Origin of the sequence: Haloferula sp. A504, from assembly GCF_044385805.1 — a bacterium.
GTDB lineage: Bacteria > Verrucomicrobiota > Verrucomicrobiia > Verrucomicrobiales > Akkermansiaceae > Haloferula.
The window spans coordinates 86995-111534 of record NZ_JBISBU010000003.1; the positions used below are offsets into that span (position 1 = coordinate 86995).

The 24540-nt window shown below is 64.1% G+C and carries 12 protein-coding genes; 8 read left to right on the forward strand and 4 right to left on the reverse strand.

What is annotated here, in order from left to right:
* Positions 1–33: 33 nt before the first annotated feature.
* The 5 genes from ACG2LG_RS02455 to ACG2LG_RS02475 all read left to right on the forward strand — a co-directional run bounded on the left by ACG2LG_RS02455 (position 34) and on the right by ACG2LG_RS02475 (position 18277).
* Positions 34–7074 (forward strand): lamin tail domain-containing protein, encoded by a 7041-nt coding sequence (locus ACG2LG_RS02455; RefSeq protein ID WP_396256000.1) that lies wholly within the window; start codon positions 34–36, stop codon positions 7072–7074.
* 29 nt (positions 7075–7103) lie between these two features.
* The gene (glsA, locus tag ACG2LG_RS02460; RefSeq protein ID WP_396256002.1) at positions 7104–8933 is read left to right on the forward strand and encodes a glutaminase A; all 1830 of its coding nucleotides are present in this window, start codon (positions 7104–7106) and stop codon (positions 8931–8933) included.
* Positions 8934–8967: 34 nt separating this feature from the next.
* Positions 8968–11052 (forward strand): CHASE2 domain-containing protein, encoded by a 2085-nt coding sequence (locus tag ACG2LG_RS02465; RefSeq protein WP_396256003.1) that lies wholly within the window; start codon positions 8968–8970, stop codon positions 11050–11052.
* 220 nt (positions 11053–11272) lie between these two features.
* Entirely contained in the window at positions 11273–11968 is a 696-nt protein-coding gene (locus ACG2LG_RS02470) for an SDR family NAD(P)-dependent oxidoreductase (protein ID WP_396256005.1), read from the forward strand.
* A 195-nt stretch (positions 11969–12163) separates the two neighbouring features.
* On the forward strand, positions 12164–18277 hold the full coding sequence (locus ACG2LG_RS02475) for an alpha-2-macroglobulin family protein (protein ID WP_396256007.1): 6114 nt from the start codon (positions 12164–12166) through the stop codon (positions 18275–18277).
* Between the two features lie 54 nt (positions 18278–18331).
* Here ACG2LG_RS02475 and ACG2LG_RS02480 read toward each other — a convergent pair whose 3' ends face one another.
* Both ACG2LG_RS02480 and ACG2LG_RS02485 read right to left on the reverse strand, forming a co-directional pair.
* Complete coding sequence (locus ACG2LG_RS02480; protein ID WP_396256008.1) at positions 18332–18748, reverse strand: type II toxin-antitoxin system VapC family toxin; 417 nt, start codon at positions 18746–18748, stop codon at positions 18332–18334.
* Positions 18749–18760: 12 nt separating this feature from the next.
* The gene (locus ACG2LG_RS02485; RefSeq protein ID WP_396256010.1) at positions 18761–19003 is read right to left on the reverse strand and encodes a FitA-like ribbon-helix-helix domain-containing protein; all 243 of its coding nucleotides are present in this window, start codon (positions 19001–19003) and stop codon (positions 18761–18763) included.
* A gap of 193 nt (positions 19004–19196) precedes the next feature.
* On the opposite strand from ACG2LG_RS02485, the gene ACG2LG_RS02490 reads away from it, so the two are divergent.
* Positions 19197–19784 (forward strand): hypothetical protein, encoded by a 588-nt coding sequence (locus ACG2LG_RS02490; protein ID WP_396256011.1) that lies wholly within the window; start codon positions 19197–19199, stop codon positions 19782–19784.
* Positions 19785–19841: 57 nt separating this feature from the next.
* Here ACG2LG_RS02490 and ACG2LG_RS02495 read toward each other — a convergent pair whose 3' ends face one another.
* Together ACG2LG_RS02495 and ACG2LG_RS02500 are read right to left on the reverse strand one after the other, a co-directional pair.
* Positions 19842–21119: a sialate O-acetylesterase gene (locus ACG2LG_RS02495; protein WP_396256012.1), complete on the reverse strand. Its 1278-nt coding sequence runs from the start codon at positions 21117–21119 to the stop codon at positions 19842–19844.
* 271 nt (positions 21120–21390) lie between these two features.
* The gene (locus ACG2LG_RS02500; protein ID WP_396256014.1) at positions 21391–22224 is read right to left on the reverse strand and encodes a hypothetical protein; all 834 of its coding nucleotides are present in this window, start codon (positions 22222–22224) and stop codon (positions 21391–21393) included.
* Between the two features lie 47 nt (positions 22225–22271).
* Here ACG2LG_RS02500 and ACG2LG_RS02505 point away from each other — a divergent pair, with 47 nt between their 5' ends.
* Both ACG2LG_RS02505 and ACG2LG_RS02510 read left to right on the forward strand, forming a co-directional pair.
* Positions 22272–23336 carry a substrate-binding domain-containing protein gene (locus tag ACG2LG_RS02505; protein WP_396256016.1) on the forward strand — a complete coding sequence of 355 codons (1065 nt, stop codon included), beginning with the start codon at positions 22272–22274 and terminating at the stop codon, positions 23334–23336.
* A 568-nt stretch (positions 23337–23904) separates the two neighbouring features.
* Entirely contained in the window at positions 23905–24531 is a 627-nt protein-coding gene (locus ACG2LG_RS02510) for a TetR/AcrR family transcriptional regulator (protein WP_396256018.1), read from the forward strand.
* Positions 24532–24540: the final 9 nt, after the last annotated feature.

Here is a 24540-nt window from a genome sequence, read left to right on the forward strand (position 1 = left end):
AACCCCCGGTCTCGGAGTCAACCCAGCATCAAAATGCCTTCCCAAACCCAAGTTCTCCTCACCTTCCTGGCATGGTTTGTCGTGCCGTCGCTTTTTGGCCAGGTCCTGCTGATCAGTGACCAGCAGGGTTTCCGGACGCTGGCGTCGGAACTCCGCGAAGAAGGTTACGACGTGACCCTGCGCGAGGAGGAGTATGACAACAATTACGCCAACCTGCTCGATGCCACCTTCCTCGACTCCTTCGCCGTGATCGTCTACTCGGAGACCGGGTTTCAGTCGGTCGGTTCGGTGATTCCGGCCAATGTCGCCGCGGGCCTCGAGAACTACGTCAATGCGGGCGGGCACCTGCTGGTCACCGGCAACGACGTGTTCGCGCATCCGGCCGACGGGGCGATGGCCTCGCTGGTCGGCTCGACCTCCACGGCGGACTACTTCGTCTCGCTCGACACCTGGGTGGTCCCGGACATCGATCACCCGGTTCTCAACGGGCCCTACGGGAACTTCCGCGGCCAGACCTTCACCGGAATCAACTTCCGCGATTTTTCGGGGGGCTACGACACGGCCGAGCCGAATGTCGCGGCCGGTACCATCGAGCTGGCCACCCTCGGGAGCCCGCGGGGCACCGGCAAGCTGCTCTTCACCGACCGTCCGGGGCCGGCGGGCAGCGTGACCTTCTGGAATGGCGGGACCGCGGATCCCAACGTGGATCCGCAGGACGAGTTGCTGGCGGGGACCGAGACCGGAAGCATCTTCCGCAACTACCTGGCCTCGACCGACGGTCTGCCTGCGGCTCCGGGCGGCAAGGTCGTGATCACCGAGTTCATGATGGCGCCGGAGGGTTCGGGGAACTCGATCGGCCAGTACATCGAGATCTTCAACGCGGGGCCGACGTCCATCGACCTGGACGGATGGAGCATCCGCAAGACCAACACCACCACCGGCCACACGATTTCGGGGTCCGTGGTGGTCGCCCCGGGCACCTACGCGCTGCTCGGGCAGACCGCCGACCTCGGAGGCACGCTCGCGACCGGGGTCACCGCCGATTACGACTACGATGACTTCGATTTCCTGTCCGGCGGTAGTGGGCTGCAATTGGTCGATGACCAGGGCGTGGAGGTCGACCATGTGAATGTCGTCTTCGGGACTTTCTTTCCGGATGCGAGCTACAACGGGGTCGCTCACGTGTTCACCGGAACGGTCGACGATGACAACAAGGAGTTTCCCGCATGGGCCAAGGCAATCGCGACGGAGCCCGGCTACGACCCGGGCAACATCGACCTGGGTTCGCCCGGCACGGCCGGGAGCGACCAGTCGGCCATCGAGGCCGTTCCGCTGAGCTACTACGTCAGCTTCGATCTGGGCGATCTCGGAACACTGACCGGGGGGGACCTCCTTCAAACTGTTGAGGCCGGGACTTCGGCCGAGGCGCCAACCTTTGGGGTCGATCCAGGCTGGCTTTTCGCCGGTTGGAATCTCGACTTCTCGACCGTGATCGGACCGATGGTCGTGACCGCTCAGTATGTGCCCGAGATCTTCCAACTCACCTTCGTCGAGGGAACCAACGGAACGCGCACCGGGGGCGGGCCACTGACCCAGTTTGTCAGCGTCCTCGACCCGGTGGTCGAGCCGGTGATCACCGCGGATCCAGGCTGGCGGTTTGCCGGTTGGGACACCGACTTTTCGCTGGTTACCAGTGACCTCACGATCACCGCACTCTTCGAGGCCGGGCCATCGGCGGTGGCGGGTGGAGATGTCGAGATTGCCGATCTCAATGACGACGATCAGGTTCTGGTGCGCCTCGATGGCAGTGCCTCGCAGCCGGCCACCGGCACCATCGCGTCGTGGGACTGGACCTGGCCGGGCGGCAGCGCCAGCGGCGAGGTCGTGGATGTGATTTTCCCGGCGAATGACCTGGCGATCCCGGTCACGCTGACGGTGACCGACGGAGCGGGCGATACTGCCGTGGACACCCTGAACCTGACGGTCCTGCGCCGGGAGACCGGCCTGTTCAAGGACTTCGCCGGATTCACGGGAGGCATCGACGACACCTACCTGGCGGGTGACACCCTGTTGGTGGACGGCTCCGATGCGGCAAGCACCGAGGTCTTTCGACTGACGGCCGGCACCTGGGTGGAGTCGCCGATCACTCCGGGCGGACCCGACCTTGCTCTTGTCGATTCCGATACCATCGTCAGCGGCGATTTTACCAATCTTACCGGGTTCACCGTCCACCGATGGAGCGGCGGCGCGTGGATCGGGACCGGCCAAACGATCGTCGGCTCCCTGCCTCCGGTGGACGGCAGCCGCAAGACCTTCGCCTTCACCTCCGACACGGTGGTGATCGGCGACGGGAACAACGATGGCTCGGCGACCGATGGCGGCCGGGTCGATGTGTTCGAATGGACGGCGGACACATGGACCCATGCCACCTCCCTGCAGCCCGGCGATGGACTCGGGGTCGGGGCTCGTTACGGGGATGTGCTTGCGGTCGAAGGCGACCTGATGGTGATTGCCAAGCGCATCGAACTCTTCAGCGGCAGTTACGTCGGTCGCCGGCTCGATGTGTTCCGCCGGGCGGGCGGAAGCTGGAGCTTCGACGAGTCGATCTTCTACGACCCGAGCGTTCCAACGTCGATTTCCCGCTTCCTCGAAGACACCGAGCTCGACCTCAGGAACGGGACCATCCTGGCGCGGACCACGGCACCCGCGACATTCGTGGTGATCGAAGAGATCGCTTCCACTTGGGTGCAGACCGAGATCAGCTATTCGTTCTCTGAGTTTTCCTTCATCAACGGCCTGCATCTCGACAGCGATTCGACCGCTTTGATCGCATCGGGGAACGCGGCATTGCGACTCTACGAACGAGATCTGTCGGCTTCCGACTGGACCGGGTTCGCGGGTGCGGGGAGGCCTCCCTTGGTAAGCTCCTTCACCCGGGCGGGCGATTTTGAATCCGGTCGGGCGGCGATCATCAACGGCTCCTCGGTCCGCCTGCTCATGGATGGGTCCACCGGGGAGGACCGGGTCGCGGTCGAGGCGACGGCCAATGCCGGATCGGACATCGCGACCACGAGCTTCGACGGTTCTCCGGTGCGGGTCTTCCTCAATGGTGGTGCCTCGAGTCACCCCGACGGTCCCGACAGCCTCACCGCCACCTGGTTGTGGGATGGGGGCAGCGCGACGGGACTGCGGACCTTCGCCGACATTCCGGCTTCGGTGACGTCGATCGAACTGGTGCTGACCGACGGACGCGGGGGAGTGGCCAAGGACACCATCAACGTCGACATCATCCAGCCGCCCCTGATCGATGCCGGAGTGGATCGGTCGGTGGTCGATGTCGATGCCGACGGCTCCGTTCGACTGAATGTCAGCGGTTCGGTCCTTTCCCAGGATGCTCCGGTGGTGTCGTGGACGTGGCGCTGGACAGGCGGGTCCTTCAACGGCCAATCCGGAACGATCACGCTGACCGAGGCGGCGCAGGGTCAGCCGGTCACGCTCGAAGTGATCGATGCCAACGGCTTGTCGCGTCAGACTTCCTTCCACTTTTCCCTCCTGGATGCCGATCCGCAGCCCGACATCATCACGGCGGCGGACGGCGAGTACGGGGACATGTTTGGTGCGGCGGTGTCGATCGATGACGGGGTGGCGCTGGTGGGTGCTCCCGAGAAGGAGTTTGGCGGCACGGTGCTCGGGGCGAGCTACCTGCTTGAGGACGTCACCGGGAACTGGCAGCAGATTCCGCTGCCCATGGCGCTGCGCCAGGGGGAGTCGGTTCTGGTCGAGGGCGATGAGGCCCTGGTGGGGGCGCCGTCCGACAACAGCGATGGATCCGGCGCGCCCGGGTCGGTCGAGGTCTACCGGAAGGCGAACGGAAACTGGAATTACCACGCGAGCCTCGTGCCGGTGGATCCGGCGACCGGTTTCCCGCGCACGGGTCTCGAGTCCGACGGGGATTTCGGCCTCTCGATGGACCGGGACGGCGACTTGCTGATCGTGGGGGCGCCGACTTCGAACTCGAATGACGGACGGGCGTTCGTGTTCGAGTTGGTCGCAGGCGAGTGGGAGCAGGTGGCGGAGATCAATCCACCGGCCTTTGCCACGACCGAAGGATCTCCGGGCTTCGGGGTCGCAGTGGCGATTCACGGAGACTTCGCGGTGGTTGGAAGCAAGGTCTATCAGGGTAACCTCAATTCGGGCGCGGCCTTCGTCTATGAGCGTGATGCCGCGGGAGCGTGGAGCTTCGTGACCCACTTCGAAAGCGACAACGTCAGCGACCCTGGTATCACCCCCTTCGACCGCTTTGCGTATGCCGTGGACATCGGCGAGACCGAGTTGCTGGTCGGAGCATCGGGGGACGACGAGGGCGTGAAATCGGGGGCGCTCTACCGCTACTCGCTCGTTTACGACGCCATGTCGGACACCCGCGCATGGAGCCGCGTGGAAAAGATTGCTTCACCGGCCAACGGCTTCGGCTCAAGCATCGCGCTGGAGGGCGCGGCGCTTGCCGTGGCGGCGTGGTCGGAAGCCGCCGGCGGGCTCCGTGGGGCGGTCTACACGTATCTTCTAACGGGAGGGACCTGGCAGCAATCGGGCTATCTGCCGATGAACACCTCGATCGACCCCGGGGTCGCCAGCAGCTCCTATCTCGGGTTGAGGGAGGCGTCCCTGGATCACGATGGCAACCATCTCATTGTCGGAGCGCCCGAGGCCTTTGATTCGTCCATCGTCCGGGGGAATGGACGAGCCTACATCTACCGCAATTTCGCCGGCCTCGACCCGGATGCCAACTTCGAGCCCTTGGCGGATGCCGGTGCGGACATTCCGGCGGTGGACACCATCGTCCGGGGCCCCGCGCCGGATTACGAGATCATCGAGCCGCTCGGTTCCGAGGAGGTGCTGCTGGATGGCAGCGGTTCCTCGGATCTTGAAGACAGCATCGTTTCATGGGAGTGGAACTGGAATGGTGGCAGCGCGACCGGCGAAACGGTCAGCGCCCGTTTCCCGGTCGGGACGACGACGGTCACGCTGACCGTGACCGATGACCAGGGAGTCGTGAACAGCGACACCGTCGATGTGATCGTGTCGCTCGCCCAGGTCGCCCCCGACCCGCTGGCGGATACCACCGGCAATACACTCACGGTGAACCTGCCGGTGGCCGGGGCGAAGTGGCGGCTTTCCTCGGAGTTCGAGTGGCACGACAGCGGCCACACGATCACCCAGGGCATCCTCGCCGACGCGAGTTATCGGCTCGAGATGCTGGCCTATCCGGGTTCGCCCGAAATTCTCAGCGAGTTGATCCTAACCGAGAGCGATGGCACGACGACGCTGAGCCCCGCCATCGATCCGCCGTCGCTACCGGCCGAGAACGGGATCATCGGCTTTCCCGAGAATGCGGAGGGTTTCGGTTGGCGACTGGTCGGCGAAACGTCGTTACGCAACGCGGTCGAGAACAACGACGGCATTGCCGACTTCTCCGATGTGAGTCTTCCACTTGGCACCTACCGCATCGAGTTCAAGCCGGTGGCCGGGTTCGCGACCCCGCCGTCGCGACTCGTGACCGTGGTGTCCGGTACGACGCACTTCACCTCCAGCGGCTACCAGCAGCTCGCCAGTTACGATCCGGCCAAAACCTTCGAGCAGGTCGTGCCCCCGCAGCAACTCGGCAATCCCAATCACTTCACCGGCATGATCCTTACCCGGCTGGGAAGGGGAACGGGCACCGTGGTCTCGGAGCGCGTCGTCCTCACCGCCGCCCACTTGTTCTTCGACGAGAACGGCCTCACCTTCGAGGAGGTTGAGTGGTTTCCGCGTCAGCAGCAGGGCGAGTATCAGGCGGAGCCGGTGAGTCCCCGTGGCATCCTCTACCGCACCAGCTACGCCAAGCTCGTGGCACCCGATACCGTGCCGGATGAAGTGACCTCGCTGCCGGACGACGATCAGGAGGTCGATTTCGCGGTGCTCTATTTCAACACCGACAACGCCTGGACCAGTGGGGAAGCCGGGTTTCTTGAATCCTCGGCGCAGAAGAACTGGCTGACGGGTACCGAGCCGAAGCTCGCCGTGGGCTATCCTCAGCGCAGCCAGCCGTTTCCCCAGCGCGGGACTCTCTTCGAAAAGGACCTGCTGCAGCCGCTCACCCCGCTGGACGCGAATTCCCCGCCCAAGCTGTACTCCACGGATGAACTGTCCGGAGACGGGGGTGCCAGCGGCAGTGCGCTCTTCGTCCAACCCGCGGGCGCTCCGGCACCGTACCCGGCCGCGGTTCTTCTCGCGGGGCAGGGACGCGCCGTCTATCGGGTGATCGACCAGGACGTGACCCGGATGATCAAGGACGGCGAGGACGCGGCGTCCGGAAACGACGAGGTGCTCGACAGCAGTTCGTCCTTGGTCGGATTCGGCGGGCTCGGAGGCTTCACCACGCTGGCCGTCCAGATCACGCCGAACGAGACCTTGGCCGCCGCGCGCTGGAGCATCACGCCGGATGTCGGCAGCGGCTACACGAATGTCATGCCGGGCGACCGCGTCGCCTTCAACTCGAACTGGGAGAGCTTCACCGTGAGCTTCAGCGACGTGCCGGGTTATGCGACGCCGGAGCCCCTGTTCTATCTGAAGGAACAGGTCAACTCCGGGGCGACGAACACCTACTCGGTGGTTTACGAGCCGCTCTCGAGCTACGAGATCTGGCTTCGGGACAACGGCATCGGGAGCGACTCCGCGGACGACGACCGGGACTCGCTCGAGGCGCTGGTGGAGTATGCGCTCGACCGCGATCCTGGCGTGTCGGACTACCTCGCGCCGATCCGGATGGTGCAAAATCCCTCGCAGGACACATTCGCCGAGTTCGAGGTGTATGTCAGCGCGGTGGCGGATGGCATCCGCTACGAGGTCCAGGTCGCCAACGACCTCGGTGACTTTGCCACCGGCACCAATGTCCTGACCCTGCGGACCCTGACCAAGGCCGACGGCACTTCGGACTACCTGGTGATTCCCGACACCCAACCGATCAGTGCCTCGAACACGCGCTTCGGGCGGGTGGTCATCACCCACGACCGCAGTCTATCCACCGCTCCCTGACGACTTCCGTTCCGACGATCCCACGACCCATGAACGCACCCCTGCCCCCGATTCAAAAGATACTGGAAGGCCTCCATGCCGAACTGATGGAAAACCGCGGCGGTGAAGTCGCAACCTACATTCCCGAACTGGGGAAGGCCGATCCCGAATGGTTCGGCGTCTGCCTGGTGACCGCCGACGGGCAGGTCTATCAGGTCGGCGAATGCGGTCAGCAGTTCACCATCCAGTCGATTTCCAAGCCCTTCGTCTACGGCATCGCGCTGGACGACCACGGCAAGGACGCCGTGCTGGAAAAGGTCTGGATGGAGCCGTCCGGCGAGGCCTTCAACGCGATCAGCCTCAGGCCCGGCACCGGCAAGCCGGCCAACCCGATGATCAACGCCGGGGCGATCACCTCGAACTCGATGGTGGCGGGAGACGGCGTCGAGGAAGTCGTCGGCCGGATCAAGCAGGTGCTCGGGACTTACGCGGGTCGCGAACTGACGATCGACGAATCGGTCTATCGCTCGGAAAGCGAGACCGGGCATCGCAACCGCGCGATCGGCTACATGCTGCGGAACTTCGACATCCTCGAGGAGGATCCGACGGACTGTCTCGAGGCGTATTTCATGCAGTGCGCCATCTCGGTGAACTGCCGCGATCTCGGCATGATGGCGGCGACGCTTGCGAACGGTGGCGTCAATCCATGCACCGGCAAGCGGGCGGTGAGTCGCCAGCACGTCGAGAACATCCTCAGCGTGATGGGCTCCTGCGGGATGTACGACGCGGCGGGCGAATGGATCTACAATGTCGGGATGCCGGCGAAGAGTGGCGTCGCCGGGGGCATCCTCGCGGTGCTGCCGGGACAGCTCGGCATCGGGGTCTTCTCCCCGCGTCTCGATCCCTGCGGCAACAGCGTGCGGGGCATCGAGGTGTGCCGCGGGATCTCCCGCAAGTTCGGGCTCCACATGTTCCAGGTGCCGCAGCTTTCCACTTCGGTGCTGCGGCGGGTCGGTAGCCTGATGCAGACCCGCTCCAGCCGCCTGCGCTCGAAGGCGCAGACCCGCAAGCTCAAGGAGTCGGCCGGCATGGTCCGGGTGCTTGAATTGCAGGGTGACCTGAACTTCGGCACGGCGGAGTTCGCGATGCGCCAGCTCACCGAGGACGCTGCGGGCGTGCGCGAGTTGGTCCTCGATTTTGCCCATGTCACCCGGCTCGACTCGAGCGCGACCGGGGTGCTGTCACTGGCCTTCGCGAGCTGGTTGGAATCCGGACGGCGCATCTCGATCTGCCGTTGCGAGCGGTTCCCGTCGCTGCGGGAGATCATCGAGGCGGAGGCTTCCGACCTCAGCGACAAGGCGGAGTTCTTCGACGACATGCCGGCGGCTCTTGAGGAGGTCGAGAACCGAATACTGGAGGAAGCCGGCCTGCGCCGTCACAGCTCCGAGCGCGTCGGACTCGAGTGCTGCTACCTGCTGGAGGGATTCACGGTGAAGGAGCTCGAGTTCATCCGGGGCGTCCTCGAGCCGGTCGCCTTCCCCGAAGGAAGCAGCCTGATGAATGTCGGCGACGAGCCCGACGGCATGTATTTCCTGATGCGGGGAAAGGCGAGTGCCTGGATCACCACCGAGGGCGGTCTCCAGCGCCGGGTCGCGACCTTTTCCCCGGGGATGAATTTCGGGGAAATGGGCCTGCTCGACGACAGTCCACGCTCGGCTGAGATCCGCGCCGACAGCGATCTCGAGACGCTGAAACTCACCAAGGACGGATTGCGGAAAATGGGCACCGACGTGCTGGCCACCTTGCTGGCCAACCTGACCCGGATCCTGGCCGATCGATTGAGGGAGGCCAATGCGGAGCTTTCCCAGCTGCATTCCTGATGACCCAGCCCCGCACATCCCCGAGCGACCCGAGGTGAGCAAACCGCGCTGGAACCGTCGGCTCAAGCGCCTGGGTGCCACACTCCTCATCGGGGCGCTGGCTTCGACCATGGGCGTCCTGTTGCTGGACCGCGGCCCCGGCCTCGGGCTCCAGCGCCTCAGCTACGACCTGCCGTTCCGCTTCACCGAGAGCGAGCCGCCGGACGAACTCGTGCTCGTCTACCTCGACGAGGCGACCTACACGGACCTCGACCAACCGCTCAGCCAACCGCTCGACCGCCGCTTCCACGCGGAGCTGACGAAGCGACTGACGGCTGTCGGGGCGCGCACGATCGTCTTCGACATCCTCTTTCACGACTCCCGGCCGGAGGAGGACGAGCCGTTTGCCCGCGCCATCGAAGCGCACGGACGGGTCGTCCTGGCCGGCGAACGGATGCGCAGCCGCGGGGGCTCCTCCGACCGCGACAGTCTGCTGCTGGCCACGCCGGACCTGCGCCGGGTGGCGGCCGGGTGGGGGCTGACCGCGGTGCCGCGCGACTCCGACGACGTGATCCGCCGGGTTCTGCCGGTGATCGAGACCCCCTTCGGACCCCGGCCGAGCCTTGCGGAAGCCGTCCGGCGCCTGGAGACCGGGGACGAGAATCCACCGTCGATCGCGGCCCCCATGCTCCATCATTACGGTCGTGCGGGCACTTTCCCGGGCTACCGGCTCAGCGATGTCCTCGGCGGCGGAACCATTCCGGAGGACGCTTTTCGCGACAAGATCGTGATCGTCGGCGCGCGCCAGAACGCGGGAGGTTTCGATGCGGGAAAGGATCTTTTTCTCACCCCCTACTCGGCCATCCCGATTGAGGATCCGGCGACCGGCACCCGGGTGCTGCGGCTGACGCCCGGGGTGGAAATCCAGGCGACGGCGATGGGCAACGCACTCGAAGGAAGCTGGATTGTCCGGCTCGATCCCGGGGTCGAGAAATGGATCGTCGTCTTGCTGCCCTTCGCTTTCGCAGGCCTGGCCTGCCTGCTGCCGCCCATCCGCGGCGGCCTGCTCTGTCTCCTGCTCGCCACCGGCGTGGGCGTGGCGGGAACGCTTGCCCAGCAAATGGGCGGCGTGCAGTCCGCCTGGGCCATTCCCGCCTTCGCGCAGGCCCCGCTGGTGCTGGTGATGGCCCTCGGAGCCCACTATTTGATCGAATATTCCGCGCGCTGGAAGCTCCGCCGCGCTTTCCGCTCCTACATGTCCGAAGAGCAGGCGCGCCAGATCGATGAGGACGAGGTCAGCCTCGAACTGGGTGGCAGGGAGGTCGAGGCCACCATCCTCTTCAGTGACCTCGAGGGGTTCACGGCGATGTCGGAGGGGCTGCCGCCGCAGTCGGTGTCGAAGGCGCTGATCAGTTACTTCGAGAGGGCCACCGAGGGCATCCTCGACAACGACGGCACGATCATCAAATACGTCGGCGATGCGGTGATGGCGACCTGGGGAGCCCCGCTCAAGGTCGACCGCGAGGCCGACCGGGCGATCGATGCGGCGATTCAGATGCAGAGGGCGAGCGCCCGCCCGATCACTCTCGAAACCACCGGAGGCAAGGTCGAGAAAGTCCTGGGAACCCGCGTGGGGATCAACCGCGGGCCGGGTCTGGCCGGCAACCTCGGCAGTCGCCGCCGCTTCGACTACTCGGTGATCGGCGACACCACCAACACCGCCGCCCGGCTCGAGGGGCTGAACAAGATGCTCGGCACTTCGGTGCTGGTCTCCGAGGCGGTGCTGGACGCGTGCACCGAGCCGGACCGGTTCCTGACCCGGCGGATGGGGAGCTTCGTGCTGAAGGGCAAGAAGCAGGGCATCGGCGTGTTCGAAGTGATGGGTGAGCGAGGGGATGCCGCACAGGCCTTCCGCCAACGGCAGGAGGCCTACCTGATCGCCTATCAGGAGGGCTTGGGCGCCTTCGAGTCCGGCGACCTGATGGCTGCCCGCGAGGCTTTCCTGGAGGCGAAGCTCCTGCATGACTTTTTTCCCGAGGACCCGGCATCGCGGCTTTTTCTGGATGCGATCGAGTCACTGGGATCCGAGGTTCCAAAGGAGCAGGCGTGGCGGGGCGAGGTCGTGCTCAGCTCCAAATGATGGGTGTGGCAGAAGGGCGCAATGGGAACTGGTGCGCAGCGCCAGGTGGCCGGGCCTTCCAGGCCCGGCATCTCGAACGTCGATCAAGGCCACGGGCCTGGAAGGCCCGGCCACAGCCCGCCGCAGGCTGATCAGGCCCACTCAATCCGCCCGCCTTTTTCAGTTTTACTCGCGGCAGGATCCCCGCTTGACGTTCCCGTGAGGCGTCGAAGGTTGGCCTATGAGAGATCCTGTCCTGATCATCGGCGGCAATTCCGGCATCGGCTTCGCCACCACCAAACGCCTCCAAGGCAATGGAGTGCCGCTGCTGGCGGCGCTGCGCCATCCCGAAGCGGTCCGCGAGCTGGGGATCGAAACCCAGGCATTCGATGCGACCTCGGCCCCCGACCTGAATTTGCCGGAGAAGCTCGGGGGACTCGTGTATTTTCCGGGCACGATCAACCTCAAGCCCTTCCATCGTCTGAGTGACGGGGATTTCCTCGACGACCTGCAGACGAACTTCCTGGGTGCCGTTCGAGCCATCCGGGCCGCGCTGCCGGCTCTCAAGAAGTCGGATTCGGCTTCGATCGTGCTCTTCTCGACGGTGGCGGTCGCCGAAGGCATGCCCTTCCACGCGTCGATTGCCTCGGCAAAGGCGGCGGTGGAAGGACTCGCCCGCTCCCTGGCGGCCGAGTTCGCGCCCCGAATCCGGGTCAACGTGATTGCGCCCTCACTGACCGACACCCCCCTCGCAGGTCATCTTCTCGGCAACGACGCCAAGCGCGAAGCCGCGGAAAAGCGTCATCCGCTGGATGCCGTGGGGTCGCCGGACGACGTCGCCGAACTCGTCGCCTTCCTGCTCTCTGATGCCTCAAAGTTCATGACGGGCCAGGTGCTCCGGCCCGATGGCGGGCTGTCGACGATCCGCCGGTTCTAACTGCCGGTCTCGTCCCGGGCGGGAAAATCCGGGGAAAGCTCCCGGAGGTCGCGAGCCTGTCTGCCGAACCGGCGCTTCTGTGGCGATTCTTGTCACAGGGAGCGCCGATTGTTTCCAATAGTATCCAAGAAACGGATCGCCTCGGTGTCTCTCACTCGGTGGGAGCCTCCGGGGTTCGTTGGACTATTTGGAATCATGAAAGGGAAACTGATTTTGGTGATGGCGACGATGGCCCTTGGCCTCGTCATGGGAGCTGAACCTGCGGAGCAACGCGAGAAGGCGCAGGCCTTGCAGAAGGAGGGCAACTGGAAGGATGCGCTCGAGATCTACGAGGTCCTGTTGAAGGAAGTGGACGACGCGAACAGCGGCGGAGATCTCGCCGCAGCCGTCCAGTCATTGCGCCAACTGCAGAAAACCCCGCTGCAGGACGAACTGGTCGAGACCGCGGTGGAAAGGCATCCGGAGAACTACGACGTGCTCGTCCAGGCGGCGAATGCCTACCAGAATGGTCCCGCCTGGGGCCGTCTGCTCGACGGGGAATTCCGGCGGGGCGAGAACCAGGGCGGGGGTGCCTGGATCGACGCCAGCGCCCGCGACCGGGTCCGCGCCATGCAGCTCCAGCTGCGCGCCATCGAAAACGCGCCCACGGCAGAGGCGAAGATCAGCTCCCTTTCCCAGCTGGCCCATCTGGTGAGCATGAACCGGACCCACTCGTCGACGCTCTGGGCCCTGGCGGTCAAGACGCCGCTGGATTCCCTGCCGGACTACGGCGACGACCGGGGATTGTCGAGCGGATCGGGAGCCCCGGTCGATGACGAGGGCAATCCGCTCTATTTCTCGGTGCCCGAAAGCTGGCAAGCGGCGGCAAATGACGGCGAACGCTGGCGCTGGCTCCGCAGCGAAGTGCGCCGGCTGATGCAGGAGGCCTCCCCCGACATGATGCCGAGGCGGGCTGCCTATCTCGACCTCGAATGGGCCAATTTCCTGCGCCAGAACTACGGCGTGGGCACCCTCGCCGGGTTCGGCTGGTGGGGCCGGTCCCAGGGGGCCGACGAGCACAAGGGCATCCTCCAGGCGCACACTCTCGGGGAATCCGAGACCTTGGCGAAGTTGGCAAATGGCGTGAAGCGCTTCGAACTCCGGGAGGACTACCAGTTCATTCCGCTCTACCGAAAGCTTTACCAAGGTGAAAGCCGGCTTGCGGACGCCGGCGATGCGCTGGTGCAGGTCTTTCTCGACCGCCGGCAGTTCGTCGCCGCTGAGAAGGAGCTGAGGGAGGTGATCGAGCGTCATGGACCCGGTTCCGACAATGCCCGCAGGAAGCTGCTCAAGCAGATCACCGGCGACTGGGGGCGTTTCGAAAGCGTCCCGATGTTCGGTGCCGGCAAGAAGCCGAGCGTGCCCTTCGTCTATCGGAATGCCGAGACCGCCGCCTGCGAACTGCACCGGATCAAGCTGGATCTCGTGGTCGACGATGTCTTCGAATACCTGGAGAGCAATCCGCGGGAGATCGACTGGGAGAAGGTGAACCCGGGAATGATCGGCCAGCAGCTCGTCGACAAGGACCGCAGCCGCTATCTCGGGGAGCAGGTCGCGGAATGGGAGGTGGAACTGGAGCCCCGCAAGGGGCACTGGGACACCCGGAGCGACATCAAGCTGCCGACGGGTGAGGCGGGCGCGTATCTGCTGAAGGCGACCGCCGGCGACGGCAACACCTCGTGGATCGTCGTCTGGATCTCGGACACGGTCCTGCTGCGCCACCAGACCAAGGAGAACCACATCTACTACCTCGGCGATTCGGCCAAGGGCGGGGCCCTCGCCGGCGAGGTCGAGTTCCTCGGCTTCAAGGTCAACCGGCGCGAGGGCGCCAAGGGCCTGATCCGCAAGTTCGACATCGAGACCCGGCGTTTCACCCGCGAGGTCGGCGAGGACGGCCTGCTGGAGCTGGAGAAGGGGACTTTCGACAACAACTTCCGCTGGATGGCGGTCGGGCGCGGCGACGCCGGCCGGATGGCGCTGATGGGTTTCCAGAACTACTACTGGAGGGACCATCACTGGCAGACTTGGCAGACGGATCGCTCCTATGGGATCACGGACCGGCCCGTGTACCGACCGGGGCAGCCGGTGAAGATCAAGTTCTGGAGCCGGTCCGCCAGTTACGACCTGGGCGACGAGTCCCTCTATGCCGGGAAGTCCTGCACGATCGAGATTCACCATCAGAACAGCGGCAAGGTCCACGACAGCGGTGCGCTGGTGGCGGACGAGTATGGTGGGGTGGAGATGGAGTTCGAACTCCCGGAGGATGCCAAGCTGGGGCAGTACTACGTCCGGATCGACGGCGTTGTGCCGGCTGGCAACATCAGCTTCCGGGTCGAGGAATATAAGAAGCCGGAATACGAGGTGACGGTCGACGGACCGAAAGAGCCCGTTGCTCTCGGCGAAACGATCGAGGCGACGGTGAAGGCGACCTACTACCACGGCGCGCCGGTCACCGAGGCGACCGTGAAGGTCAAGGTGCAGCGCTACAGCCACACCGAGCGCTGGTTCCCGGTCGGACGCTGGGACTGGCTCTACGGCAAGGGCTACTGGTGGTTCGGGCAGGAGTATCCCTGGTATCCCGGCTGGCACGATTGGGGTTGCATCCCGCCGACACCGCCGTGGTGGGGCGGCAACCGGTGGACGCCGCCGGAGCTGGTGCTCGAGCGCGAGTATCAGGTCGACGCCGACGGCACCGTGAAGGTCGAGATCGACACCTCGATCGCGAAGCTGGTCCACGGCGACATGGACCATCGCTACGAGCTCACCGCCGAGGTGGTCGATGCCTCGCGCCGGACGATCGTCGGCAGCGGCAGCGTGCTGGCGGCACGCCAGCCCTTCACGGTGACGACCTGGCTCGACCGCGGCTACGCGCGACCGGGTGAACCGGTGACGCTGTCGTTCGCCGCCAAGACGCTTGACGGGAAATCCGTGAAGGCGGCCGGGACGGTGAAGCTTTTCCAGATCCTTCCCGACCAAGGAGGCAAGGTGAAGGAGGAGCTGGTCAAGGAATGGAAGGCCGCGACCGGAGCGGACGGCGAAGGAGAGCGGGTCTTCAAGGCACCCGCCGCCGGGCAGTACCGCTTGTCCGTGACGCTCACCGATTCCAAGGGCAACGAGCAGGAGGGGGCGACGATCTTTGTCGTCAGGGGCATGAAGGACAAGGGACAGGGCCTGCGCTTCAACGATCTCGAGCTGGTGCTGGACAAGAAGCACTACGCCCCGGGGCAGACCGCGAGGCTGCTCATCAACACCAACCAGCCGGGCGCGACTGTGCTGCTCTTCCTCCGGGGCTCAGGAAACGTGGCGGAGGCCTTGGAGGTCATCCAGATGGACGGCAAGTCGGAGGAGTATGAACTCAAGCTCGAGAAGCGCGATATGCCCAACACCTTCGTCGAGGCGGTCACGATTGCGCGCGGCCGGGTGATCACGCAGGTGCGGGAGATTGTGCTGCCTCCCGAGAAACGACTCCTCACCGTCGAGGTCATCCCCGAGAAGACCAAGTACAAGCCCCGCGAGAAGGGGAAGGTGACCATCCGGCTCACGGATGAAACCGGAGAGCCCTTCGTCGGTAGCACGGCGGTCACGGTCTATGACAAGAGCCTCGAGTACATCTCCGGCGGCAGCAACGTGCCGGAGATCAAGAGCTTCTTCTGGAACTGGAAGCGCGGCTACTCGCGCGGATCGCTCCAGCACTCGCAGGTGCTCGGAGGCCACCATCTGGCCAGGCCGAAGAGCACCCAGATGCAGTCGCTGGGGCGGTTCGGCCACATGATGGCGGACCAGTTGACCGAAACGCTGGATTTGTCCGCCAATGGCGTTCGGAGGGAGATGATGTTCAAGGCGGGTGCCGCCCGGGCGATGCCCATGCCCATGGCTTCGGCGGTGCCGGGGATGCCGGTGGAGGAGGCGGCGATGGACATGGCTGCCGCGGTGGATGACCTTGCCAACGCGGCCGGCGGCGAAGCGGCGATGCCTGAAGTGATGGTCCGGTCCGAGTTCGCGGACCTCGTGAAATGGGCCGGTTCGGTCGAAACCAACGACAAGGGCGAGGCCGTGATCGACCTCGAGATGCCGGACAACCTCACCACCTGGAAGATCAAGACCTGGGCGGTGGGCCACGGCACACGCGTCGGCGAGGGCAGTGCGGAGATCATCACCAGCAAGGACCTGATCGTCCGGCTCCAGGCCCCCCGGTTCTTCATCGAAAGCGACGAGGTCACCCTCAGCGCCGTGGTTCACAACTACCACGATGAAGCCAAGGAGGTCGCCGTCAGCCTTGAGATGGATGGCGGCAATCTCACCACCGACGGCAGCACCCAAAGCACGGTCGTGATTCCCGCCGGCGGCGAGGAACGGATCAACTGGACCGCCGTCGCCAGGAAGGAGGGCGAGGTCACGATCCGGATGAAGGCGATCGCCAAGGATGATTCGGATGCGATGGAGATGACCTTCCCGGTCTACGTCCACGGCATGGCCAAGACGGAGTCATGGAGCCGTGCGATCGCCCCCGACGGAAGCTCCACCACGATCGAGTTCGAAGTGCCGGAGAAGCGGCGCCCGGCGGAGACCCGCCTGGAGATCCGCTACTCGCCGACGATCGCCACGGCGATGGTCGATGCGCTGCCTTATCTCGTCAGCTATCCCTACGGCTGCACCGAGCAGACGCTGAACCGCTTCGTGCCGACGGTGATCACGCAGAGGATCCTGCGCGAGATGGACGTGGATCTGGCGGCCGTCCGCGACAAGCGGGTAAACCTGAATCCCCAGGAGATCGGCGACGCCAGGGAGCGCGCGGCGCAGTGGCAGCAATGGAAAGACAATCCGGTCTGGGATGAGGAAGAGGTCAGCCGGATGGTCCGCACCGGCGTGCAGCGCCTCGCGGAAATGCAGAACCGCGACGGTGGCTGGGGCTGGTTCTCGGCTTACGGCGAGCATTCCTATCCGCACACCACGGCGGTGGTGGTCAACGGTCTGCTGATCGCAAAGGAGAACGGTGCCGAAATTCCGGAGGACATGCTCCAGAGCGGGGTGAAGTGGCTCAAGAAGCACGAGAACAAGGAGGCGGAGAGAATCCGCATGTGGGAGAAGCGGAAGCGCAACACCAAGAAGAGTGCCGACGCCATGGATGCCATGGTGCGCGAGATTCTCGGCAAGGCCGGGGTGGATCACGAGGAGATGCTCGGCTTTCTGGTCCGCGACAAGGTTGGGCTTCCGGTCTATGCCAAGTGCCTGCTGGGGCTGGAGCTTCACCGGGTCGAGCGCGTCGAGGACCGCGACGCGGTGCTCAGGAACATCGAGCAGTTCCTGAAGAAGGATCCCGAGAACCAGTCGGCCTATCTCGCGCTCGGGAACCGCAGCTACTGGTGGTACTGGTATGGCAACGAGTTCGAGGCCCATGCTTCCTACCTGAAGCTGCTGGCGGCGGTGAAGCCCGACAGCGAGCAGGCGAGGGGGCTGGTGAAGTATCTCGTCAACAACCGCAAGAACGCCACCTACTGGAAGTCGACCCGCGACACCGCCTACTGCATCGACGCGCTGGCATCCTACCTCCGAGCCAGCGGCGAGACGGCACCGGATCTCGAGGTCGAGATCCTTCTCGATGGCAGGACGCTCAAGACGGTGAAGATCTCGAAGGAGAACCTGTTCAGCTTCGACGGCACCGCCATCGTCGCCGGCGACATCCTCGGCGGCGGCAAGCACACGATCGAACTGCGCAAGAAGGGATCGGGACCGCTCTATGCCAATGCCTACCTGACGGTCTTCACCCTCGAGGACTTCATCACCAAGGCGGGTCTCGAGGTCAAGGTGGAGCGGCAGTTCTACAAGATGGTCCCGGTCGACGCGACCGAGGCGGTGGCCGGATCGGACGGCCAGGCGCTCACGCAGAAGCGCGAGAAGTACGAGCGCGTCCCGCTGAAGACCGGCGACACGGTGACCAGCGGCGACCTGATCGAGGTCGAGCTGTCGATCGAGAGCAAGAACGACTACACCTACCTGATGTTCGAGGACTGGAAGGCCGCCGGGCTGGAACCGGTCGAGGTCCGCAGCGGCTACAACCCGAATGGACTGGGGGCCTTCATGGAACTCCGCGACGAGAAGGTCGCGCTGTTTGTCCGGAACCTGCCACGCGGCCGCCACAACCTCAGCTACCAGCTCCGCGCCGAGATCCCCGGCAAGTTCAGCGCCCTGCCCACCCGCGCCGAGGCGATGTATGCCCCCGAACTCAAGGCCAACTCCGACGAAATGAAGATCGGCGTGCGGGACCGGTAGGGCTGTGGATCCATCGTCGACGCTGCGATGACCGGCAGGCCCTCGCTGCTCCGTTCACTCCGGGGTGTCGCCGAGGGCTTGTTCGATGGAAAGGGTTTCCTCGGGACAGGCCTGGCGGAGGCGGTGGTCTTCGGTGACGAGTTTCCGGCCGAAGCTGCGGGCAAGCGCGATGAAGCGGGCGTCGTAGGCGGAAATGTTCCGCTCGCAGGCGATGCGCAGCGTGTCGTTCAGGTCCGGGGCGTGGGTATTGGCTGGCGGGAAAAGGGCGATGGCGCGTTTCTGGGCCACGAACGCGTCGGAGACCTCCAGTTGCCCGGCCCGGTGATAGTTGCGCAAGGCATTGCTCAATTCGATCTGCCACCAGTCGGGCAGGTGCCAATCCGCGTCCTTGGCAAGCAACTCGCGCGCCGCTTCGTGGAACGGATGGGTGATCACCAGGGCGATGACCAGATTGGTATCGACGACGAGCATGGGAGCAGGTGGTCAGTAGCCCCGGGCCTCGATGTCGTCGTCGATGAACCGCTGCGTGTCTTCCGCGGAAAGCGCAGGCCCCTTCAAACGGATCGGATCGGGCAGATCCATGGCACGGGGAAGGGGCGCTGCGAGAAGAGCCTTTTCAATCGTGGCGATCACCTCCTGGTTGATGGAACGCCGATGGCTCGCCGCGACCACCTTGAGGCGAGCGTGGAGGTCGGCAGGCAGGTTGCGAATCAGGAGGTCAGCCATATCAAAATGATATTGATACAATATCATCGTGCAATCCGATTTTCCGTCTGAGCGGCGCAATAGGAGGGGTGATGAATCGGATGGAGGCGCATCGCTGGTTGTCCGAATGGTCCGGCGGCAAGCGCTTCAGCCTTCCTCATGAGGGCTCGCTTTGTAGCTGCCGCCCGGGAAATTCCCTGCTAACCCAAATGGCGTGGCGGCGAAGATCACGAAGGTGGCATGCCAGGGCTGCGGGGCGGTCTTGGAGGTGGACGAATCGGTTCGGTTCGTCACCTGCCGCTACTGTGCCTCGCGACTGGAGATCTGCCACGAGCCGTCGACGATTTACTCAAAGCTGCTGGAGGATGTGGCCCGAACCCAGAAGTCCGCCGAGCGGGAGTTGCGGCTGATCCGGCTGGACCGGCAGCTGGATCGGCTGGACAAGACCTGGAAGAGCTTCGCCGATTCGGTTTCCACAAAATCCAGGGACGGATCGCTTCATCAGCCGGGTGGATCGGACTCGATTCTGGTGATGGTCGTGACGGTATTGATCGGGCTTCTGCTGTTGCTGGCCTCGTTTCAATCAAGGGACCACTGGCCGCTTGCGGTTCTGGCAGTGGGCGTGTTCTTCACGGGGCTGATGATCAGTCGACATGCGAAGCGGCGGGCACGTGAGTTTGGGCGGGCCAGGAGGCGCTATCTGGAGCGCAGGGCGGCCCTCAAACTCGAGATCACCAAGGCGGAGGCAGGGAAGGGTTTTCCGAGGATGAGACGCAGCGGCCGTCCCGCACGGCGAGAATAGGTCGCCGTCCAACAGCATGCCGGGCATCCGGTTCGCGGGGGTGATGCTAGGAACCCCTCACTTTCGCGGGTTGACCACGATCTCATCGATGAAGACCCATTGCCCTCCGGTCTTGATCTCAACCTTCACCTTGCGCGCCCTCACCGGTCCCTCGCGGTCCCACTGGCGGGTGAGCAGCAGGACCGAAACCGGCTCGATGCCATCGGTCCTCATCTTGGCGAGTTCCTTCGTGTTGTAATAGCGGATCGTGTTATAGCGGCTTCCGTTCACCCGGAACTCTTGGCCGTCCGCCGAGGTGCTGTAGACCAACTGCTCCGGAAACTCGGACTTCGCAGCGGAGCTTAGCAGCAGATTCACCGCCATCGAATCCACCTCCATCTCCGCGCCCAGATCGAGAACCAACTCGATCGGCTGGTCCGACGGCGGAAAACCGACCCACGCCCCGTCCTGGTGGTCGGTGGTCCCGAACTTCCCATCGCTCAGCACGGAAAGATCCGTCGCTCCCGGCGGCGCGCTGCCGCTCACCTTCTTGCCGATCCCGTCATGGGTTTTGATCTGTCGATACGAGTCAATGAAGCGCTCTTCGAAGATCGCGGGATCCAGCTCGATGTCCGGCGCGATGAGCCGGCAGGCCTCTCGCGCGAAGCGCTGGCCTATCACCACGTAACCCTCAGGCGGATAGTGTCCGTCCTCGAAGCTGAAACCACCCCATGGATTCACGCCCCGATTCAGGTCGTCGGTGTCGATCCACGCGCCGTTCGCGTGGTCCTCGCCGAGCTTGGCAAGGATTTCCCGCATCGCCTCGCCGTCGGGTTCACGGAGCCAGTAATCGTTGATCCGCCCCACCACGAAGTGGATCTCCTCGATCCCGAGGTCGGCCCTGAGCTGATCCGATAGGCCGAGGAAACTCTTCTCGTAGACACTCGCCCATCCCCTGGAGGCATCGGCTTCGCCCTGCATCCAGATAAATGTCGCCGATGCCGGAGTCTCATCCTTCCGTACCCTCTCGACCGCCGCGATCAGCACATCGTACAAATGCCCGTTCTTGTCGGGCTTCGGATCCTCCATGCCCTCCGGCGGTTGCCAGTCGCGATACCAGTTCTTGATTGGCTGACCCGGATGGCCGGTCCTTGCGATGAGGACCCGGTCCTTGCCGAGCACAGCTCCAACGCATTCGTAGAACGAATGACCGAGCGTCTGCGTCATGTTCGACTGTCCGGAGAGCACGAACAGGTGACGCCCTGGAACCTCGCCACCGCAGACACCCGCAGTGAGGCACAGAAACAGGATGCTGATCAGGCGGATCGCGTGCATGAAGTTCGGTCGGGTGGGCACCGGGAGAATGTGGACGATTCGCCCACCCACCGGAGTCAAAACAACGGGTCTTCTCTATATCAACAGGCGGGCCCACTCAAGATGCTGTCGGGAAACGCGATGGAGACGACGATGTTTCCGTTTGCTGCCCTTTGGAGTCTGAGAAAGTCTGAAGCAAGGTTCGGCAAGATGCCGAACGCTGCCGGCGAGGCGCCGGCGCTCCCCTTTTCCGACAGCCTCTCAAGCCTGCGACCACTCTGACATCTGTGCCTCCGACAGGCAGTTTCAGGATCTATTGGCGCCGGCGATGGAGCAGGGCCACCAGACCTCCGAGGGCTGCCAGCACGGCTGCGCTCGGTTCGGGAATCGCCTCGAATGCAATACCGGTAATGCCCGTGGTGCTCGATGCGACGATATCGAGGTCGAAGCTGTCGCCTGCCGCTCCGTCGACATTGAAGAAAACATACTGTCCGAAGTTTGCTCCGGCAGGAGTGGCGGTGGCTGTTCCCGAGCCGCTGCCGCCAGTCTGGGCAAGGGTAATCGAAGTCGGCGTGCTCACCGGGCTATTCGAGCCGACAAGCACGGCGAGCACGAACTTGCTATCGGCGGAAAGGGCGAAACTGAACTTGGTCCCCGTGTTGTAGTAGAGGGCCCCGTTCACATCGGTGACGCTCGCCCCCGGCGTCTGACTCGCGTCGTCAAAGTCAATGTAGTTGTCCGACACGAAGAACGAACCGGCTGAAGCGATCGAAGAAACGTAGCTCGGGTTGGACTGGACGAATCTGCCAGCCTCGGTGGCCGAGTTGGAGGAGCCAAGAGCAGTTTGGCCAACGTAGTAGCCATCGTTGCCATAGATGTTGTCTCCATTCGGATCGAATGCCGAGGTCTTGGTCACGGTGGTCGTGCGCCAGGATGCCCCGGTGGTCGTATCTTCACCCAGGAAGGTGATCGTTGCGGCCCCGGCTGATCCTGAGAGGGATGCCGCGGCGGCCAGGGTGATGAACGGTTTCAGATGCTTCATTGGATCGTTGTCTTCGTGAATGCTGAACTCGATGGGCGTTGGGGGTTCTTCTCGATATCCCCTGACAGCCGCGAGAGGGATGAGCCATCGGGTCTCCCCCGTCACGAGCTTTGAGGCTTGGCTTCTGATAAAAGGATTGCCTAGATTTCTCCATGGGCCTGAACATTCTCTCTCCGGCCGAGCAGGTGGCGGCTCACCTGCGCGACGAGATCGCCAACGGGCGATGGAAGAACCAGATGCCCGGAATTGCCCACCTGAAGTCCATCCTCGGCGTCAACCACGTGACGATCAACGCCGCGCTCCGCCAACTCGAGCAGGAAGGGTGGCTCGCGTCGCAGGGTCGTCGCCGCTGTCGTCGCATCGTTCGCACACCGTCCCGACAGGACACCCGGCCGATGCGCTTCCGCCTGATCCCCTACGACAAGGAGAACCGCGCCGAGCCGGACTGCCTGGCCATTCTGGACGGGCTTCACAAGCAGGGTCATCTCGCCAGTTTTGCCCGCAAGAGCCTTCATGAACTGGGCATGAACCCCGAGCGGGTGGCGCGGTTCGTCGCGGGTGTCGAAGCCGATGCCTGGATCGTCTCGGGCGCATCGAGGGAGGTCTTCGAGTGGTTTGCGCGGCAGGACTGTCCGGCGATCGGTCTGTTCGGTCGCTTTTCCGACGTTCCGATTGCCGGGGTGGGCGTGCGGAAAAGCCCGCTTCTCGCCAGCCTGGTGAGGCGATTGGCATCGCTCGGCCACCATCGGATCGTCATGCTGTCCCATCGGGAGCGAATCGTACCGAATGTCGCCTTGGGAGAGCGAAATTTCCTCGCCGCAATGGCCGGGTGTGGCATCCCGACGAGCCCCTTCAACCTTCCGGAATGGGAGCCGTCGAATGCCGGCCTGCGCCGGTGCATCGAGGGCTTGTTCCGGCACACGCCGCCCACCGCACTGATCGTGGCTGAGCCCAGGCACTTCATTGCCATTCAGAACCAGCTGACCACACGGGGCATTCGGGTCGGCCAGGATGTATCGATGATCTGTTGCGACCCGGATCCGAGCTTCAGGTGGTGTCATCCGACCGTGACCCACATGCAGTGGGAAACCAAGAAGGTGGTCAACCATGTCGTGCGTTGGAGCAACCAAGTGGCGCTCGGAAAGAAGCCCGTGCGGCAGAAGCTCTACGACGCCTTCCTCGTGGAAGGGGAGAGCATAGGCCCTGCGCCGAGGTGATTGGCGACGCCTGCATCCAGGCATCCTGCGGGGACGCCTGAGCAAAATGCCAGGCATTCTATAGTAGTATAGGCTTCTGTAGTCGTAGGTAGAGGAATCATCGAAAAATCAACGGTTTACGGCGTTTCGAACCCGGCGAGGACGGGGCGGATTTCGGGTGGTCGGAGCTTTGTGGATGAGGTTTTCCGGGACGGCCGCAAGGATGATGCGGCGAAGCGGTCTACGCCGAATGGCGCTTCTTTAGGTAGCTGCTTCGGCCTGAAAGTCGAAGGTCTGAAAGTCCAAAGTCTGAGCGAACGACATGGAGTGAACGCTCACAAACGCCTGAACCAGAGGACTTTTGACCTTTGGCCTTCCGACCTTCGACCGTCTTCTTCTCTCAGTCGTCCCCCGAAAACACGCTTGAGGAAGAGCCATTCGGTCTACGCCCCAGAACTTCCGGCCAACTCCGACGAAATGAAGATGGGCGTGCGGGACCGGTAGGGATCTGCCCCGGATTCCGCCGAATCGTTGAAAAATCGAAGATTCTCCGTTTGACTTGACCGAACGGTCAACTAGGTGTGTCGGCGTGTCCGCGCCAGCCTCCGCCCGCTTCCGCCTTCTCGAGGCGATGATTGGCGCGATTTGGGAAAGCAGCTATGGCACCTCTTCCGTCGAGAGGATTTGCGAGCGGGCCGACGTCCGCAAGGGAAGCTTTTACCATTTCTTCAAGTCCAAGACCGCTTTGGCGATCGCGGCCCTCGACCACCTCTGGGAAACCGAGAGTCGTCCGAATCTGGACCGGATTTTCAGCCACTCGCAGCCGCCCTTGAGCCGTATTGAGCGGCTGCTCGAGCACGGCTACCGCAAGACCCTTGAGTGTCGGGCCGAGCACGGTCGCGTGCTTGGCTGCCCCTATTTCAACATCGGGGCGGAGATCGCGTCGGCTGAGCCGGAGTTGGCGGCGAAGGTCCGCGAGATTCTCGATGCGTTCCAAGGCTACCTCGAAGCAGCGCTGCGGGACGCCCGGGACGCGGGTGTGGTGGACATTCGTTCTCCCGATGAGACCGCGGCCTGTCTTTTCTCGATGCTGGAAGGCGCCTCCACCCAGGCGCGCATCCACAATGACCCCGAGCGCGTCCGACACTTTGCCGATGCCTTTTCGCGGGTCATCGGCGCCGAACTGAACCCCGACCTGGAAGAGGTCGTGGCCTGAACCTTCCGC